The sequence below is a fragment of the Clostridioides sp. ES-S-0005-03 genome (assembly GCF_020658455.1).
Taxonomy (GTDB): domain Bacteria; phylum Bacillota; class Clostridia; order Peptostreptococcales; family Peptostreptococcaceae; genus Clostridioides.
Window position 1 is genome coordinate 1862730 of sequence record NZ_JACVWI010000001.1, and the last position, 19685, is coordinate 1882414.

Below are 19685 nucleotides of genomic sequence, written 5' to 3' on the forward strand. Positions count from 1 at the left end.
AATATAAATGTTAATCACATTAAGTGCATATTTAAATACATGAAATGACTTTATATGTGCATTAATAGCCTAAATTCTTTTATTCTACTTCTACTTACAGTTACTTCATAATCACTATCTTTTAACTTCAATATGTATGTGTTATTAAACCATGGGATAATTTCTTTTACTTTAGTTAAATTTACTATGTAAGACCTGTGTGTTCTAAAAAAAGTTTTATCATTTATTATATTTTCTACTTCTGATATACCCTCTTTTAGTATAAATGTTTCCTTTTCAGTATATATAAATGTCTGTCTTTCATTAGCCTCACAGTAATATATATCATCAATATCTATTACAACCAATTTATCACCTTTCCAAAGGCTAATTTTATGTGTTATTTCCTCTATATTTTGATTTATTATACATTTTTTATCACTAGATATATAATTATTATCACTAGATATTTCACTACTATTTGTTTCACTTTTCTCTAACTTATCCAACATTGATGTAATCCTATCCTCAGAATAAGGCTTAAGTACATAGTCAAATACACCTAATGAAAAAGCATCTACTGCATAATTTTCATATGCTGTTATAAATACTATTTTAGGTCTTGCTTTAAATTGATTTAATGTTTTTGCAAGTAACATTCCATCAAGATGAGGTATATTTATGTCCAAAAAAATTACATCTATTTTATTTTCTTGAATAAAATCTAGTACTTCTATGCCATTAGTAAATTCACTTACTACCTCAATCTCGCTTTTATTTTCAATAAAATATCTCAATTCTTTTCTTGCTGGAAACTCATCCTCAACTATTATTGCTTTCATATTCTTACTCCTTTACGTAAAACATAATTAAAGTTCCTTTATCAGTTCTTCTCATATTAAGACCACTTCCATACATTAGCTTAAGTCTTAAATGAACATTATAAAGTCCAATCTTATTTTCTGGCATATTATCTTGATATACATTATTTATAACTTCTTCACTTATACCTATACCATTATCCTCAATCGATATTCTAATAGTATTTTCTAATGAATGTTGTAATTTTTTTATAGATATTTTTACCACACCAGCTCTTCCACTTTCCAAAACTCCATGTATAATTGCATTCTCTACTATTGGTTGTATAATTAAACTTGGAATTTTTATATTTACATCATCTATATCATAAATTATAGTTAATAAATCTCCAAATCTAGCCTTTTCTATTTCTACAAAAGATTTAACTTGCTCAATCTCTTTATTTATGTCTATCAAGTTATCACTATATTCAAGATTGTATCTCAAGTAAGTTGATAAATTTATTATGAGTTCTCTAGCTTTATCTGGATTAAATCTTATAAAGGATGCTATTGTATTTAGAGAATTAAATAAAAAATGCGGATTAATTTGCCTTTGAAGTGCTTTTATTTCTGCTTTATTTCTTGCTTCTATATCCTTTTTATCTTTTTCAATTCCCTCAACTATAGATATAACAAATCCTATACCAATTTGTCCGACAATTAGAGGCAAGTATATTCCATTAATTATTTGAATTGCCAGAGAATGAGGCTGTGATATTAAATATATAAGTAATATAGTAAAACTTTCAGAAATCATACCTACTAGTATTCCATATATCACTCTATGCTTCTTTGGTATCTTCTTATACAAAAATCCTGATAACACACCTGCTAGTATACTTGATAAAAGGCATGGCATGGATGTTATACCTCCAATATCCATAAAATACCTATGTATACCTGATAGCAACCCTGCTGTAATACCTACAATTGGTCCAAATAAAACGCCTCCTGATACTATAGATATTATTCGAGTATTTACTATTGACCCCATATAGTTTATGCCATTGTAAGTACCAAATATAGCTAGAAAAGTAAAAACTAAAGATATACAAATCAAATCATTTAAGCTATATTCTTCTTTTTGAAATATTTGTTTAAATGTTTTTAGCTTTGTTATTAGAAGAAATAATACTACAATAAGGCTTGTTTTTTCTATTAATGCTATTAAAATTGATGTTTTCATGTTTTTTCCTCTTATTTTTCCTATTTAAAATAATTTTTACATATGTTATTGGTATTATTTTTATGGCTTATTAAATACATAAAAAATAATTGCCTTAATTATTGTATCATATCAGTTAAACATAAAATCAAACTCATTTAATTATATATATAAATTTTTTTAAAACGTTTTTTTGATATATTATTGACAATTTTCTTTATAAGAGTTAAAATTAATTCATAAATTACATATTGAGTATAAAGTATAATGGATGTATGTTCAAGGTTAGTTCAGAAGGCTCTGGTTTTCTGATTTTTTTATGCTCAGTAGTGATATGCAAAAAAGAACAAAGTTAACGTCAGTTAACTTTTACCTTTATTCTACTTTCCCCAAAGTAAGAATAATCTAACCCCTTTGAGATGAGCAAAAGCTCATCTTTTTTTATTACAAAACTAAAGAGGATATTATCTTAATAATATCCTCTCTATTTCCTATCATATACTTTTTTAATAACTTTAAATATTTATTTACTAAAGAAGATATATAATATAATTAATATCTTCTCTCTATAAACCCAACCTTTTTATAAACTTTTCTAAGAGTTTTTCTAGCTTGCTTTTCAGCCTTTTCAGCTCCCATAGTATAGATTTTTTCTAAATAATCTTTATTATTAAGAAGGTCAACGTATTTTTCTCTTATTGGTCTTAAAGCTTCTGATACTACTTCAGCTACATCTTCTTTAAATACTCCATAACCTTTACCTTCATACATGTTTACAATTTCTTCTACACTCTTTTTACTTAAATTAGAATATATATCAAGTAAGTTTTTAATACCAGGTTGTTCATCAGTATACTTTACAACACCTAAAGAATCAGTAACACTTCTCTTAATCTTTCTCTTTATAGTATCTGAATCATCTGCCAATAATATAAATGCGTTGTCATTTGAATCAGATTTACTCATTTTCTTAGTTGGTTCTTGTAAACTCATTACTCTTGCTCCACCTTTTGGATAGTATCCTTCTGGGACTACAAATGTAGGTGAAAATCTATTATTAAATCTATTTGCTAAATCACGAGATAGCTCTAAATGTTGTTTTTGGTCATCTCCAACTGGAACCAAATCAGCTTGATATAATAGTATATCAGCAGCCATAAGAACTGGATACGTAAATAATCCTGCATTTAGATTTGCTTCACTCTTTTGTGATTTATCTTTAAATTGAGTCATTCTACTTAATTCACCCATATAAGTCATTGTATTTAATACCCACATAAGTTCAACATGCTCTTTAACATGTGATTGTATAAATATAGTATTTTTTTCTGGATCTAATCCACAAGCTAGATATTGAGCAAGTAATTCTATAGTATTAGCTCTCAAAACTTTAGGGTCTTGAGGTACTGTTATTGCATGTAAATCAACAATACTATAATAACAATTATAATTTTCTTGAAGTTCAGTCCAGTTTTTTATAGCTCCTAAATAGTTTCCTAGAGTCATCTTACCTGATGGTTGTGCACCACTAAATATAACCTTTTTTTCACTCATATGATTTGTACCTCCTTATATATTTATATTGATTTTAACATGCTTAATACGATATCTTTAGAATTGTTGGCGGCCTCATGTACAAATACTTCATATGCAACTCCAGCACTTCCATCTGCTTTATCAGACATTGCTCTTATTATGACAAATGGAACATTATTTAAGTAACATACATGAGCTATAGCTCCACCTTCCATCTCTCCACAATACCCGCCAAAATCATTTACTAACTCTTCTTTTAATTCTTTAGAGTTTATAAATATATCTCCTGTTACTACTCTTCCTTTTAATACTTTATGCGTTTTTGTTTCTTCTACAGAAGATTTATAAGCAGCTTCTACGAGTCTTTCATCTGCTTTAAATACAGATGTTTCCATTCTTGGTATAACACCTTTAGGGTCTCCAAATGCAGTAGTATCTATATCGTATTGTATCGCATCAGTTGAAATTACTATATCATTGACATTAAGATTTTCATTTAAAGCCCCCGCAACACCTGTATTGACAATAGCATCAACTTCAAATTCACTTATTAATATTTGTGCACAAAGAGCAGAGTTAACTTTTCCTATACCACATTTTACTAAAACAACATTTTTTCCTTCTAAAGTTCCTTTATGAAATTCTAAGCTAGCTTTTTTTACAATTTCTTTAATATCCATTAAATTCACTAATATACTTACTTCTTCATCCATTGCACCTATAATTCCTATTACGTTCATCTTTCCTCCTAAATTTTATATATTAAAAAATCCGTCCTAAATCAATAGGACGGATATATTTTCCGTGGTACCACCTAAATTTATATATACTCAAAGCTGAATATATATATCTTAATATGTGCTATAACGTGCACACACGATATCAGATAATCTACAGTCTTAAACTGCATTTCACATTACTCCTCAAAGACCCATTCAATAAATACTTTTTATTAAGTTCTCAGCACCCTTAATTCTCTGTGTAAAAGTCTATTTATTTACTCTTTCTTATCCCAGGATTTAATTTATTAATTTCTTTATTTTATAATATTCCTTATGATATAAATTGTCAACTATATATATAATAATATCCAAAATATATATTTAAAATACATTTTTATTTAGCTGTTCTCTTTTCATATCTATTCCATAACCATAGACCAGATAAGATAACTAGAAGACCTCCACCAATCATTTCTATTTCATATATGATATTTTCAGCAAATGTAGGCATAACTGGTGCTGCTGATAATAATATACCAACTACAGTTACAGTTAAAACCATTTTCGCTAAACCTATACAAGTACCTGTTGATTTTGCCATAGTATATGGTCTAATTTCATCTGGTCTCTCTTTTCTTAGCTTAATATAAGAAGCATATAACAATACATATGGGAATAATGCAGTTAATGCTGTCATAGTTACAAGAACATTGTATATAGCATCAACAGAAGGCATTAATGTAGTCACTAATAATATTATAGTAACTATTATTGCTTGAAGTATAACTGCTTTCGAAGGTATCTTGTGTTTATTTACTTCTACCAAACTATCTGGAAATACTCCTTTTTTAACACTACCAAATAACATTTTTATTGGTGATGCTATATAAAGAACTATTGCTCCTAATATTGAAAAAGCTATACCAAAAGCTATCAATTGAACTAACCAAGAACCTATTCCTAAAGATTCACAAACAGCTGCAAGCGCATCTAACACACCTTTAGAAGCAGTAATTTGGTCTGGTGGTATTATCATTGTTATTGCAATAGAACCTAATACATATAATGAAGCAACTATTCCAGCTGATATTAATATAGCTTTAGGGAAGTTCTTTTCAGGCTTATCTATCTCTGTTATAAAGTTAGCTGCAGTTTCTGCTCCTGCTAAACCAAACATTATAGCTGATATAGCAACAAATGCATCCATATTAAGTTTTGGAGTCATTGAAGCTATTGTATATGTTGAAGCCATATCATGTTTTTTCAATACTAATACTGCTAAAAATGAAAATATTATAAGTATAGCACTTGGTATTGTTGAACCTAATGCACCTGTATTAGTAAATATTTTTGTAAAGCTTATTCCTTTAGTTGCTATAATAGATAATATCCAGAATATTACTAAAGATAATATAAGTACAAATATCTTATTATCTGCAAGTGCTGGATTTCCTATTGTATAAGAAACATTTACTGCTAAAAAAGTTAGGAATGAAGAATACCAAAATATTTTAGCTGTCCAGTTTAACCAAGAAACTAAAAAGCCATATTTTTCTCCAAAGGCTTCCTTAACCCAATCATATAAACCTCCATCACCTTTTTGATATGTAGAAGCTAATTCAGCACAAATTAAAGCTCCTGGTACGAAATATATAAATGAGAATAATAACCACATAGGTATTGCACCTAATCCTAAACCGAAGCTTGACGCTGTCGACTTAGCTATCCATCTTATACCATATAAAGCTGATACATTCATAAATACCAAACTCCATAGGCCTATTTTTTTCTTTTCCATCCTATTATAATTTCCCCTCTCTTTATTAATTAAAAATTGATTTCATAACAGTTAAAATAACTTTAACCTATAAAATACTTTAAATAAAAATATTTATACCTCAAATTTAGATATTTTGAAATCAAAATTTACTAAAAGTGATAAATTTTGAAAGTTCTATCACTTTCTCTTTAATGATACTAAATTATTAAAATTGTTTCAATATTATTTTAATATAAAAATTTTTTTATTAATTTTCATAATTATATAACTATCTCAAATATATATTTTTACTTATTCAAGTTATTATTTTTATAAAATTTTCACAATATAAACTTATTTTACTTTTCTTTTAATGTAAAATAGGGAATTAAATTTAATATAAAAAATATATGTTAAAATTTTTTTATATTTCTAGAAGAAAAGTATACTAATTTTTGTTTAATAGTGCTAAAATTGATTTGTATCGAATTTTGATTAGGAGGAAATTATTATGAAGACTCAAAGATTAAATGCTGTACTTGAACAAATGAAAAAAGATGATATTTCTCAAATGTTGGTAAGTGATCCTACTTCAATATTTTATTTAACAGGATTACTAATCCACCCAGGTGAAAGACTGTTAGCTTTATACTTAAATTTAAATGGTAATAATAAATTATTTATAAATGAATTATTCCCAGTTGCAGAAGATTTAGGTGTTGAAATGGTTTGGTTTAATGATACTCAAAATCCAATAGAAATAGTAACTGAACATGTAGACAAAAACGCTACTATGGGTGTTGACAAAAACTGGCCAGCTAGATTCTTATTAAGCTTAATAGAATCAGGTGGAGGAAGTAAATTTGTAAACTCATCTTATATAATAGATACTTTAAGAATGTGTAAAGATGAAGAAGAAAAAGAATTAATGAGAATAGCTTCAAGATTAAATGACAAAGGTATGGAACAACTTAAAGCTACTGTTTCTGGTGAACTTACAGAAAAACAACTTGTTGGTAAATTATCTAAAATATATGAAGACTTAGGTGCTGATGGATTTTCATTTGACCCTATAATAGGATTTGGTCCTAATGGAGCTAATCCACATGGAGAACCAGGAAATGCTCTTGTAAAACCTGGTGATGCAATAATATTAGATATAGGTTGCATAAAAGATAATTATTGTGCTGATATGACAAGAACTGTATTCTATAAAGAAATACCTGAAAAAGGTAGAGAAATATTTGAAATAGTTCTTGAAGCCAATAAGAGAGCTGAAGCTATTGTAAAGCCAGGAGTTAGATTCTGTGATATAGATGCAGCTGCTCGTGATTACATAACTGAAAAAGGATATGGACAATACTTCACTCATAGAACTGGTCACTCTATAGGACTTGAAGTTCATGATAAGGGAGATGTATCTTCTATAAATACAGATACTGTACAACCAGGAATGATATTCTCTATAGAACCAGGTATATATTTACCAGGAGAGTTTGGAGTTAGAATAGAAGATTTAGTACTAGTTACTGAAGATGGTTGCGAAATACTAAACAAATATGACAAAGAAATATGTGTGGTTGGTTAATTATAAGATTAACTTAATAACATCAAAATAAGCTGTATAAAAATGATTTTATTCATTTTTATACAGCTTTAGCTTTTTAGTTTATTGTTTATATTGCAGTTATCAAAATTGCACCTTTTGAAGTATATGTTCCCATTACTGAACCAACTTCACAGATTACAACGTCTTTATATTTAACATCTTTTTCCATAGCTTCTCTTACTTTTTGAGCTTTTTCAGGGCAGTTAGCATGTCCTATAAATAAAACCTTCTCTTCTTTATCTATAATTTTTGATTCTACTAACTGAATCAGTTTTTTCAAGCTATTCCCTTCACCCCTTGCCTTATCTATTGGAGTTACAATCCCATCTGCAACTTGTATTATAGCCTTAAAATTTAATGTATTTATAATTTTTCCTGCTATTGGATTTATTCTACCTCCTTTTATAGCATTTTCTAATGTCTCTAGAGTTCCATAAAATGGTGGATTGTCTTTATATCTATCTATTATTGAAACAATTTCTTCAAGTTCTTTTCCTTCTTTTATTAATATTGCCGCTTTTAATACTAATTGTCCTATGCCAATTGACCCACTAAGTGAATCTATAATTTCAATTTTTTTATTATTTCCTTCTTTTTCGAACATGTCTTTTGCCAAAAGTGCACTATTATAAGTTCCAGATAATCCTGAACTTATGCTAATTACTAATATACTTTCCTCTTCGCATTGATATGCTTCTAAAAACTTATCTGGTGAAGGACATGATGTTTTTGGCAATAATTTACTTTCATCCATTTTTCTGTAGAAAGTTTCATTATCTATTTCCTTCCCAGATATATAGTTCTCTTCTCCAAAAGATACATTTAAACCAATAACTTCAATATTGTATTTCTCTATTATATGATTAGGTAAGTCACATGCACTGTCTACTATCAATTTTATTTTATCCATATTAACCTCACTATAAGATATTGTTTTTGTTTATTCAGTCGGTCGTACGACCGATTTAATTATTATTTTATATTTTGGATGAAAAAAAGTCAATAGATATAGATTCTTGCTTTATTGACAATAATTTTCTATAAGCTTATAATGTTATTAATTTGTTATAAATATACATAGAAAGGTAGGTTTTATGAAAACAAATAATATGAAACAAGCTATTTTATTATCTGCTACTAATTTAATAGCAAAAAATGGAGTTCAAAATACCAGTCTTGCTGATATTGCAAAAGATGTGAATATAAGTAAGGGTACACTATATTATCACTACTCATCTAAAAATGATATTATATATGACATTGCTGATACTCATTTAGAAGTTATAACTAGTGCTATATTAAACTGTGTAAAAAATGTCAAATCCAAAAATTCTCAAATAGAAATGGTCAACTTAATACTAGAAAAAATATCTACTATAGAAAGTCGTGGTAGAGTACATATGTATCTTATTTGTGAAGCTATTACTTCAAATGATGATTTAAAAGAAAGAATGAGATTGAAATATATTGAATGGCGAGCTACCCTTAAATCTGAAATTATTGAATCTCTTGAAAAATATAGTGGTGATGAGAATGAACAGGATGCTGAATCCTTTTCTTTTTTACTTATGTCTATAGTTGATGGTTTAGTTGTCCAAAGCTTGTTAAAAACAGAAAAAATGCCTTATGAAAATATCGCTTCTTTTTTAGTTAACCATTGGATTTAAACTTGATATTTTAATAATTAATAAAAGTGAACTATTAAAGTTTTTTAATTTAACAGCTCACTTTTTTATTTGCTATGAATAATTTTTATTTAAACCTTCATGGAATAACAAAATAAAAATCATTTTATTAATTTAAAATACTTCTATTTATGTTGATGTGTATGCCCATCTAAATGTTCATGCCCATGTATATGTGTATGTTCATGCCCATGCTCATGAGTTCCTGAAAATCCATCATCATGATTATGGTCATGACCTACACCATTTACATGCTCATGTTCATGTCCATGACTGTGAGAATGCTCGTGTGAATGTTGATGGTTATCTCCCCCACAGCATCCTTCTCCTCCAGTTCCACAGCATCCATTAGCATGTGGATTATGATGATTTCTTACTACAAATCTCTCTCTTAACATATTATTATACCTCCTAGTATATTATTGAGCACTTCATGTGCCCCATTAGTTACAGTATACATCTAACTAGGTACAATAACAAGATATATGGTATTTTTTAACACTTATATCTTATAAAAATTTATCCTTAAAACCTCCACCTTTTACTTCTTCTACATTGTTTACAGAAATAAAAGCTTCACTATCCATATCATAAATTAAATCCTTAAATTTACCTACTTCATTTGCAGATATGATACAGTAAATCATTTTTTTCTTATTCTGCGTATATGCTCCTTCTGCTTCTAAAAAAGTTACTCCTCTACCCATCTTATTCATTATTACTTTTGATATTTCTTCATATCTATTTGATATTAAAAGTATAGATTTTTTTCTATCAAAGCAATCTTTTGCTATATCCATTGTAAAAGAAATTATATACATAGTAATTAGAGTGTACATTACCAATTTTGCTCCAAATAAAAATGCACCTGCACATACTACAAAGAAATTAATAAATAAAAATGTATTTTTCATTGGTATATCGTACTTTCTTTTCATTATAGCTGCTATTATATCAAGCCCTCCAGCAGTAGCTCTTGCTTTAAAGGTCAATCCCATACCTATACCAGTTAAAACACCACCATAAATAGATTGTAGCATAGTATCATCTATTGGAAAATATTTAGCAATATCTTGTGTTAAACCAAGTGCAACAGAAAATAGTAACATATTTACAAAACTTATTAACAAAAATTTATTATCAAAATACTTCTTAGCTATAATAAATATTGGTATATTCATCAAAAAACTAGATAATCCCTGATTTATACCAAATAACTTATATAATATAACACAAATTCCAGCTACTCCTCCACTTAACAACTTGGCTGGTGCTAGATATAAATTTATTCCTAAGGTTGATAAAATCATTCCCAATATAATAAGACCATATTGCAAAAATATGTTATTATCAATACTTAGTTTTTTGCTTTCACCATACATCAAAACGCACCCCTTTGCATAATAAATAAACCACCCTGCATAATACACAATAAATTTAAAAATAAATTTACCAGAAGTAGCTCACTCTAAAATATTATTCATCCTCACTTAAACGTTTATTCACTAACATTTTATCATATGCTATAAATAATTTATATGATTTATATAAATTTATTTGTTGTAAATTTTGGAATATTAAAACATTTAATTATTGAAGTACAAAAACAATTAATTAAATAAAGAAATAAGCTATCTTTTTAAAAAAAGCCCTATAGAAATTTACAAATCATTTTCTATAGGACTCTTAATTAACAGCTTGTTATTTTTTATTTTCTTGTAACTTTTATACCTGTCATATGGTCATTTAAGTTTTGTTCTTCTAAAGATTTATCATCCACTCTATTTATTTCTAAAGCTAAAGTCTCAGACTTGATGTATTCATCAAAATGCTCAACAGCTTTAGCAATCTCATCATCACCACAGTAATCTATTACTATGTTGTCTAGTACTTCAAAGTTATTAGATTTTCTCAATTGTTGTACTTTAGATATAAATTCTCTAGCATATCCTTCATCAACTAACTCATCAGTTAATTTAGTATCTAGTATAACAAAAAGATTATTTTCAACAGATACATTAAATCCTTCTTTAGCAGTTATACCTATTAATACTAAGTCTTTATTAAATTCAAATGCTTCTCCATTTAAATCAACTGTTAAAGTTTCACCATTTTCAAGTTTATTAGCAGTTTCATGTGCATTTAACTTGTTTAATGCTCCTACAAATAAGTTCATCTTAGCGCCTAATATTGGTCCAGCTTCTTTAAAGTTTGGTTTTAGGCTAAAGTTCATATATTCATCTAAATCTTTAGCAAATACTACCTCTTTAACATTAAGCTCTTCTTTTATTAAATCAACTACATCACTTATTGTGTCTTCAAATTTACCATCTACTAATACTTTTTGTAATGGTTGACGAACTTTTATTCTCTCAACTTCTCTTGAAGCTCTACCTAAAGTAACTAGATTCTTAGCTAAATCCATTTTTTCTTCTAATTTAGTATCAACTAAACTCTCATTAAACTTAGGATATTCAGCTAAATGAACAGATACTTCTCCAGTTAGGTTTCTATACATTTCTTCTGACATATATGGAGCAAATGGTGCTATAGCTCTGCAAAGTCCATGTAATAATTCATAAGTTGTATTGTATACAGCTTTTTTATCTTCTGTTAATTCAGTTGCCCAGAATCTTCTTCTTGAACGTCTTATATACCAGTTAGATAAATCATCATTTATGAAATCTTGTATCATTCTTAAAGTTTTATTTAATTCAAATATCTCTAAATTTTCTTCTACATCTTTCATTAAATTATTGAATTTAGATAGTATCCATCTGTCAAGTTCTGGTCTATCTTTGTATTCTACAAAGAATTCAGTTGGATTTATATCATCTGTATTTGCATATAAAGTAAAGAAGTTATATACATTTTTCATAGTACCTATAAATTTACTTTGGATTTCTTTTAATCCATCCATATCAAATTTAGTTGGAGTCCATGGTGGAGAAACATATAGTAAATACCATCTTAGCGCATCTGCTCCATATTGATCAAACAACTGCATAGGATTTACTGTATTTCCTCTTGATTTACTCATTTTCTTTCCATCTTTATCAAGTACAAGGTCTGGAACTAAGACACTCTTATACGGTGCTTTTCCTAATACAAATGTTGATACTGCAAGTAATGAGTAGAACCAACCTCTAGTTTGGTCTATACCTTCTGATATATAATCAGCTGGGAATAGCTCATCAAAGTTTTCTTTGTTTTCAAATGGATAGTGGTGTTGTGCAAATGGCATAGCTCCACTATCAAACCAGCAGTCTATAACTTCTGTTACTCTTGTCATTGGTTTTCCACATTTTTCACACTTCAAGTGTATATCATCTACATATGGTCTATGAAGTTCTACAGTTTCTGGGTTTACATCTTCTATAGCTTTTTCAGCTAATTCTGCTCTTGAACCAACTGAATCTGTATGACCGCATTCACATCTCCATATAGGAAGTGGAGTTCCCCAATATCTAGTTCTTGATATTGCCCAGTCATTTAGATTTTCTAACCAGTTTCCAAATCTCTTTTCACCTACAAAGCCTGGGAACCATTTTACACCATTATTATTTTCTATTAATTTATCCTTAAGCTTAGTCATTTCTATATACCAGCTTGGTTTTGCATAGTACACAAGTGGAGTTTGGCATCTCCAACAATGTGGATAATTATGAACTACTTTTTCTTTACTATATAGTTTATTTTCAGAAGCTAGCCATTTTATTATTTCAACATCTAGCCCATCTTCCATTACAAATCTACCTTCCCAAGGAGTAGTTGTAAATTTACCAGTTTCATCTACTGGCTGTACAACTGGTAAATCGTATCTTTTACCTGTATTGTAGTCATCTTCACCAAATGCTGGTGCTGTATGAACTATTCCAGTACCATCTTCAGTAGTTACATAATCTCCTACTGTAATGAAAAATGCTTTTTTATCAACTTCTACAAAAGGCATTAATTGTTCATATTCTAAGCCTTCTAAATCTTTACCTTTCATTTCTTCTAAAACTTCATAGTCTTCACCTAGTACTTTATTAGCTAAAGGTTTAGATACATAATATACCTCATCACCTTTTTTAACTTTTAAGTAATCAACATCAGCATTCACTGTTAATGAAACATTTGATGGTAAAGTCCATGGAGTAGTTGTCCATGCTAAGAAATATTCATCAGCATCTTTTTTCTTAAATTTAGCTACAACTGTATTTGTCTTTACTTCTTTATATCCTTGTGCAACCTCATGACTAGCAAGACCAGTTCCACATCTTGGGCAATAAGGAAGTATTTTATGCCCTTCATATATATATCCTTCTTTATTGAACTTATTCAATATCCACCATACAGATTCTATATAGTTATTATCTAAAGTTATATATGGATTATCTAAGTCAACTTCATAAGCCATTCTCTCAGTCATTATTCTCCATTGTTTTTCAAATGAGAAAACTGACTCTCTACATTTTTGGTTAAATTCAGCTATTCCATATTCTTCTATTTGTTGCTTGCTAGTAAGACCTAATTCTTTTTCTACTTGTATTTCAACTGGCAATCCGTGTGTATCCCAACCAGCTTTTCTCTTTACTTGATAACCAGACATTGTTTTATATCTACAAACAGAATCTTTAAGTGTTCTAGATAAAACGTGATGTACTCCAGGATTTCCATTAGCTGTTGGAGGTCCTTCATAAAATACAAAACTTGGGTCGTCTTTACCTTTTTCTAGAGTTTTTTCAAGTATATCTATGTCTTTCCAATAGTCAAAAACTTGTGCTTCTGCTTGTTTCACAGAACTGTCCACCAATGGCTTAAATTTTGCCATGTAAATCACCCTTTCCTACAGTTATTATAATTCCAAAGTTTTTATTCTTTTACGTAAATTTGAATAATAAAAAACTCGTCCCCTTTAAACAAAGGGACGAGTTATCAATCGCGTTACCACCCTAATTCTATATGTGAACTTAACAATAGTCACATATAACACTCTAATAGTATAACGGCACTAACCGGCACAGCTTAATAAAGTTTAATCGTTCAGCCTGCAGCTCAAGAGTGATTCTCATCTTTATAAATTCCTTGGTTCTCAGCATACCCAATTCTCTGTAAAATTATCTAAAGATAATTGTCTCTATCAACGCTTTTAAAAATTTATCTGTGTTTATATGAAATTCTATAACAAATAATTTGAATAGTCAATATATTTTTGAAAAATATAATAATTTATATTTTTCTTACATATTTATCCTATTTTTTGTTTTTGTTATAGTATTCTCAAACTTAAACAATAATTCTACCTAAAATCCAGTAAAATTATTGTTTATTCTAAAGTTGTAGCAGCTTCATCATTACTATAATTATACACTGATGTACCTTCAAATGCATTTACACATTTTTCATCTACATCATAAAAAATCTCATCGACACTTCTTATTTCATCTTCTAACAATGATTTGAATTTATTTCTAAATATCTTAAATTCTTTAACTAAAGCATCGTACTCTTTTCTTATCTCTATAACACGATTATTAGCTTGTTCTATAATTTGTCTAGCCTTTAAATCTGCTTCTTCAACGATTATCTTAGCCTTTTTATTTGCTGCACTACAAGTGTCTTCTGCTGCACTTTGAGCAGTTATTAAAGTAGCTTTTAGTGTTTCTTCAATATTTTCATATTTATTTACTTGATCTTGATATAATCCTAATTTTTCTTTAAGAGCTGTATTCTCTCTACATAGAGATTCATAATCTTCTTTGATAATATCTAAAAACTCATCCACTTCTTCATCTCTATAACCTCTTAAACCTTTTTTAAACTCTTTATTTTCTATCTCAATTGGAGTTAGCATTACATTTCCTCCCAGCTATAATTTTAATTAGTCCTTATACAATTAATTTTGCTTGAACTTTTATTCTTCCTTTTTTAGTAATATCTCCTATTTGTGTTACTTTAGCTCTTCCTTTACCTCTAATAGAAATTAAATCATCATTTTTAATTATTTTAGAAGTTGAAGTTATCTTTTCATAATTGACATGGACTTTTTCTCCATTTATGTATTTTGCACTATCTTGCCTAGATATATTGTAAAGACTACTTATGATACAATCTAACCTATCTGAAGATACTGTAAATGATACTTCTTTATATTTTGAAGAACTATTAACAATATTTTCTCTGGAAATTTCCTTTACAATTACACTATTTCTTGAAACTTTCTCTAAATTTATGATTATAAAATCACAAATATCACTACTTACAACTACTTGACAAAAACTATCATGTATAATTATATCTCCAATTTTGTCTCTTTTTATACCTAGATTCAAAATTGCTCCTAAATAATCTTTATGAGATATACTTTTAAATTTAAAATTTCCTTCTATTTGTAAAAATCTAAGAGTATCTTCTATATCCTCATATTCCATGTAAAATGGATAAATAAATACAGTGCTTCTTTCAGCTTGTTCATAACCTCCATCCACACTGTATTTTATTTCATTAGTAGAATTTAATATATCTACAGCATTTCTCACTTCATATGGATTAAGAAACTCAGTAGACTTAACATCATAGTTTTTTATACAACTATTAGCCTTGTCTATTACTTTAAACATTTTATTTTTCAAGTCTACATCCTTTATGTGATTTGTCAATTTCAATTTGTCCATGTTATCACCTTAGAATATAACCAATACTAATTGTCTTAGGAACATCAATAATACTATTGCAATTAAAGGAGAAAAATCTATCGGCCCATTTGTGTATTTGTACATTATAGACCTGATTGGACCTTCTATTGGCTCTGTAAGATTTTCTAAAATCTCAAAAATTTTGCTTTGTCTTCCATTTGGAAACCAAGTCATCAAGCTTTTTATAACTATCATCCATGCTATTATGTCTAAAAGATAATATAGTGCAATTCTTATTGTTCCCATACATTAACCGCCTTTTTACTATTTATTTTGCCAAGGGAAGAATGCTTTGCTTTCTAATTCTTTTTTCATATTTGCATCTATATCTACATTATTAGGAGCTAGTATAAATATTGACTTAGAAACCTTTTGTATACTTCCATCTAAAACATAAACCGCTCCATTCATAAAATTAAATATAGATTTACGAACTTCAGAATTAGTCAATCCTTCCAAATTCACTATAACTGCCCTTCTTTGTTTTAGATGGTCTGCTATAGTTGCAGCTTCATCATAAACTTTAGGTTCAACTATTACAACTTTCATTTGAGAAGTTGTATGTAAATTTACAATTTTATTTGCTTTTGCAGCACTAAATCCTCCATTTATTTCTTCCTCTTGAACTATATCTTCCATACCACCTTCATATTCATCTTCAACATAATCTTCATCTTCATCAACTATCCAGTTCTTAAATTTAGATATTATTCCATTTGACATTATTAACTTCCTCCTTAGAATTTATTCAGATTTGAGTAATTATTTTTTATTGTAATTTCTTTCTCCAAAGATTGATGTTCCAACTCTAACAATGGTAGCCCCTTCCTCTATAGCAATTTCATAATCGTGACTCATTCCCATTGATAAAACATCCATACCTACATTAGATATGTTTAATTCTTTTATTTGTGTTGATAAATCTTTAAGACCTTTGAATACACCTCTTATTTCATCTTCATCTGCTACAAAAGGTGCCATTGTCATTAGACCTTTTATTTTTATATTTTTATATTTTTCTGACACTTCTTTGACAAAATCTATAACTTCTCCTTTGTCAAGTCCATGTTTAGATTCTTCTTTAGATATATTCACTTGTACTAAGCAATCTATTTCTCTATTTATTTGCTCAGCCCGTTTTTGAATTTCCTCGCATAATGCAACTCTATCTAAAGAATGTATCATACAAACTTTATCTATTATGTACTTAACTTTATTTGTTTGCAAAGTTCCTATTAAGTGCCAATTTAGTTTGTCACCTATAATATCATACTTTCTAGCTAATTCTTGAGGTTTATTTTCACCAACAGAAGTAATTCCTTCTTCCATTGCTTCATTAACTAAATCTACATCAACAGTTTTAGTAACTGCTAAAAGAGTGATTTCTTTACTATCTCTATTTACTTTTTTTGCAGCTTCATCAATTTTACTTCTTATTTCAGATAAATTCTCTTTAACAGAACCCATTATTATCACCTACTTTATCCTTATATTTGTGTTTATTTTGTTAGGTCTTAAAATTATTTTGTCATATAGATTAACACTTTTAACTCCATTTATGTCATTTTTATAATAATCCACAAATACAGAAGATTCATTTTCATAAGTTATCCCTTCTAGTATGACAAATTTTACACTTTGTGATTGTTCATCAATTACATATACACCACGTTTATTGTCTTTTGTTTTTATAGAAGTTTTAGGTATTTTTAAACATTCCATCTGATTATATATTATATCAAATTCTTCGACACTTGTATCCTGATTTCCAATAATTTGGTTACTTATTTTTAATTTTACCATTATTTTATTATTATTTTTATATATTTTGTAAACTTTTGCATCTATTTTTTGTTTGTCATATTCAATTACGACATCTTGATTTTTTTCAAATCTTTTATAATCTTCTTTATCAACATATATTGATAAATAACTACTCTGGTCATTAAAGTCTTTTTCTAGAGTACCTTCTGTACTAATTTTTGCATCGACTACTTCAGATTTTAATACTAATGTATCTACATTCTTACTAATAATCATTACTAAAATATTAAATACTAAATATATAAGAATACCAAGTATCACTAATCTGGTATATTTAACCTTTTTCAAAGACTCTCCCCCTATATAATTTCTTTCATTATAAATACTTCTTCTAAAAAAGGTTTATTCCTTTTTTATATGATAATAATTGTTTTTTTTCATATTAAATTTATTTTTTATCAATCTTCCTATACAAGATTGTATTATTTATATATAATTATATTGTAAAGTATAAGTTTAACTTAGATTTTAAACTTGCTTTATATACCTTTATAGTTATTTTTATTTTTAGATACAATATAAAACCAATTAAAATTTAAAATTACTTTTGTTCTGTTGTCATTAATTAGTTAATTATTTACACATTAGGATAACGTTATCATAAGCAAAAGTTTATGTCCTAAAAAAAATACAAGGAGGATTTTCTTATGTCAGAAATTTTATTAGGAACAGGTTTACTTTTATTGGTTCTATGTTGTTTCACAATTTTTAGTTACAAAGCTCCATATGGTATGAAAGCTATGGGAGCTCTTGCAAGTGCTGCTTGTGCTACTTTCTTAGTCGAGGCATTCAATCTTTCTTTACTTGGCGACGTTTTAGGTATGGAATTTTTTAGAAGTGTTGGAGCCGCTAATGGTAGCCTTGGTGGAGTTGCTGCTGCTATACTTGTGCCATTAGCTCTTGGTGTATCTCCAGTTTATGCTGTTTTAATAGGATTATCATGTTTAGATTTTTCTATATTATCTGGATTCGTTGCTGGATACTTTGTTTCTTTCTTAATTAAGTTTATAGAGAAAAAGGTACCACCTGGAGTGGATTTAGTAGTTGTAATCCTTCTATGTGCACCACTATCTCGTCTTATAGCATCAAATGTAGACCCATTAGTTAATAGTACACTACTACAAATCGGACAAGTTTTAATAGAGGCTACTAATATTAGTCCTATAGTAATGGGAATTATATTAGGAGGCTTAATAACAGTAGTTGGTACATCTCCACTTAGTTCAATGGCGCTTACGTCTATAATTGGTCTTACTGGTCTTCCTATGGCAATAGGAGCATTAGGTGCTTTTGGTTCAGCTTTTATGAACTCAACATTATTTGCAAGATTGAAGTTAGGATCTAAAAAAGATATTATATCTGTTGCTATTGAACCATTGACTCAATCAGACATAATTTCGGCAAATCCAATACCTATATATTGTACTAATTTCTTTGGAGGTGCTTTTTCTGGTATCATTGTAGCTTTGATGGGTCTTGTAAATATGACTCCAGGTACAGCTACACCTGTAGCTGGATTTGCTATAATGTTTGCCTATAATCCAGTTAATCAAGTACTCATAACAGCTGGCTTATGTGCCTTATTTAATGTAGCTGCAGGATTTTTAGGCTCGAAAATATTCAGTACTTTTAAAGTTCTTACTGCTGGTGAAATACGTGGTACTGATGTAGAAAAAGAAATTGCTTAAAAATAATAAGATTTATAAATTAATATTTTAAGTTAATATTTTAAATGATAAAGTTTTATATTGTAGGCAATTTTATTAATTGCAAGCGTTTTATTTTTATATTTATTTATGATTATTATGTGTGTTAAATATTTAGATAGTTTTTTATTTTTTTAATTTACTTTTTATTTAGTTT

Annotated in this window: 18 protein-coding genes and 2 other annotated features; of the genes, 3 read left to right on the plus strand and 15 right to left on the minus strand. The window is 28.2% G+C overall.

What is annotated here, in order from left to right; genetic code table 11:
- Positions 1 to 50 precede the first annotated feature (50 nt).
- The 5 genes from IC218_RS08515 to IC218_RS08535 form a co-directional block, all read right to left on the minus strand.
- Positions 51 to 821, minus strand: coding sequence for a LytR/AlgR family response regulator transcription factor (locus IC218_RS08515; protein WP_227432458.1), 771 nt, complete (start codon positions 819 to 821; stop codon positions 51 to 53).
- 4 nt (positions 822 to 825) lie between these two features.
- Positions 826 to 2028, minus strand: a complete 1203-nt coding sequence (locus tag IC218_RS08520; RefSeq protein ID WP_227432457.1) for a sensor histidine kinase — start codon at positions 2026 to 2028, stop codon at positions 826 to 828.
- A gap of 531 nt (positions 2029 to 2559) precedes the next feature.
- A complete protein-coding gene (gene trpS / locus IC218_RS08525) occupies positions 2560 to 3561 on the minus strand; it encodes a tryptophan--tRNA ligase (RefSeq protein WP_227824209.1) in 1002 nt (333 codons plus the stop codon).
- A 23-nt stretch (positions 3562 to 3584) separates the two neighbouring features.
- Positions 3585 to 4283 (minus strand): 5'-methylthioadenosine/adenosylhomocysteine nucleosidase, encoded by a 699-nt coding sequence (locus IC218_RS08530; RefSeq protein WP_227432455.1) that lies wholly within the window; start codon positions 4281 to 4283, stop codon positions 3585 to 3587.
- 42 nt (positions 4284 to 4325) lie between these two features.
- Positions 4326 to 4566 (minus strand) — a binding site (T-box leader).
- A 93-nt stretch (positions 4567 to 4659) separates the two neighbouring features.
- Positions 4660 to 6063 (minus strand): APC family permease, encoded by a 1404-nt coding sequence (locus tag IC218_RS08535; RefSeq protein ID WP_227432454.1) that lies wholly within the window; start codon positions 6061 to 6063, stop codon positions 4660 to 4662.
- Between the two features lie 472 nt (positions 6064 to 6535).
- On the opposite strand from IC218_RS08535, the gene IC218_RS08540 reads away from it, so the two are divergent.
- On the plus strand, positions 6536 to 7612 hold the full coding sequence (locus IC218_RS08540) for a M24 family metallopeptidase (RefSeq protein WP_227432453.1): 1077 nt from the start codon (positions 6536 to 6538) through the stop codon (positions 7610 to 7612).
- Between the two features lie 88 nt (positions 7613 to 7700).
- On the opposite strand, the gene IC218_RS08545 is transcribed toward IC218_RS08540, so the two are convergent.
- Complete coding sequence (locus tag IC218_RS08545; RefSeq protein ID WP_227482886.1) at positions 7701 to 8543, minus strand: DegV family protein; 843 nt, start codon at positions 8541 to 8543, stop codon at positions 7701 to 7703.
- A gap of 184 nt (positions 8544 to 8727) precedes the next feature.
- Between IC218_RS08545 and IC218_RS08550 the strand changes: the two genes are divergently transcribed.
- Entirely contained in the window at positions 8728 to 9300 is a 573-nt protein-coding gene (locus tag IC218_RS08550) for a TetR/AcrR family transcriptional regulator (RefSeq protein WP_227432451.1), read from the plus strand.
- Between the two features lie 143 nt (positions 9301 to 9443).
- Here IC218_RS08550 and IC218_RS08555 read toward each other — a convergent pair whose 3' ends face one another.
- The 9 genes from IC218_RS08555 to IC218_RS08595 form a co-directional block, all read right to left on the minus strand.
- Complete coding sequence (locus tag IC218_RS08555) at positions 9444 to 9716, minus strand: hypothetical protein (RefSeq protein ID WP_227432450.1); 273 nt, start codon at positions 9714 to 9716, stop codon at positions 9444 to 9446.
- A gap of 111 nt (positions 9717 to 9827) precedes the next feature.
- On the minus strand, positions 9828 to 10700 hold the full coding sequence (locus tag IC218_RS08560; protein WP_227824210.1) for a YitT family protein: 873 nt from the start codon (positions 10698 to 10700) through the stop codon (positions 9828 to 9830).
- A gap of 326 nt (positions 10701 to 11026) precedes the next feature.
- The gene (gene ileS / locus IC218_RS08565; protein ID WP_227432448.1) at positions 11027 to 14134 is read right to left on the minus strand and encodes an isoleucine--tRNA ligase; all 3108 of its coding nucleotides are present in this window, start codon (positions 14132 to 14134) and stop codon (positions 11027 to 11029) included.
- An 89-nt stretch (positions 14135 to 14223) separates the two neighbouring features.
- Positions 14224 to 14456 (minus strand) — a binding site (T-box leader).
- A gap of 173 nt (positions 14457 to 14629) precedes the next feature.
- The gene (locus tag IC218_RS08570) at positions 14630 to 15157 is read right to left on the minus strand and encodes a DivIVA domain-containing protein (protein ID WP_227432447.1); all 528 of its coding nucleotides are present in this window, start codon (positions 15155 to 15157) and stop codon (positions 14630 to 14632) included.
- A 34-nt stretch (positions 15158 to 15191) separates the two neighbouring features.
- On the minus strand, positions 15192 to 15977 hold the full coding sequence (locus IC218_RS08575; RefSeq protein WP_227482889.1) for an RNA-binding protein: 786 nt from the start codon (positions 15975 to 15977) through the stop codon (positions 15192 to 15194).
- Between the two features lie 9 nt (positions 15978 to 15986).
- A complete protein-coding gene (locus IC218_RS08580) occupies positions 15987 to 16244 on the minus strand; it encodes a YggT family protein (RefSeq protein ID WP_054274603.1) in 258 nt (85 codons plus the stop codon).
- 18 nt (positions 16245 to 16262) lie between these two features.
- On the minus strand, positions 16263 to 16721 hold the full coding sequence (locus IC218_RS08585; RefSeq protein ID WP_227432445.1) for a cell division protein SepF: 459 nt from the start codon (positions 16719 to 16721) through the stop codon (positions 16263 to 16265).
- 39 nt (positions 16722 to 16760) lie between these two features.
- On the minus strand, positions 16761 to 17465 hold the full coding sequence (locus tag IC218_RS08590; RefSeq protein ID WP_227432444.1) for a YggS family pyridoxal phosphate-dependent enzyme: 705 nt from the start codon (positions 17463 to 17465) through the stop codon (positions 16761 to 16763).
- 9 nt (positions 17466 to 17474) lie between these two features.
- Positions 17475 to 18110 carry an HlyD family efflux transporter periplasmic adaptor subunit gene (locus IC218_RS08595; protein WP_227482890.1) on the minus strand — a complete coding sequence of 212 codons (636 nt, stop codon included), beginning with the start codon at positions 18108 to 18110 and terminating at the stop codon, positions 17475 to 17477.
- A gap of 359 nt (positions 18111 to 18469) precedes the next feature.
- Here IC218_RS08595 and IC218_RS08600 point away from each other — a divergent pair, with 359 nt between their 5' ends.
- Complete coding sequence (locus IC218_RS08600) at positions 18470 to 19510, plus strand: PTS sugar transporter subunit IIC (protein WP_227432442.1); 1041 nt, start codon at positions 18470 to 18472, stop codon at positions 19508 to 19510.
- The last annotated feature ends 175 nt before the right edge of the window (positions 19511 to 19685 follow it).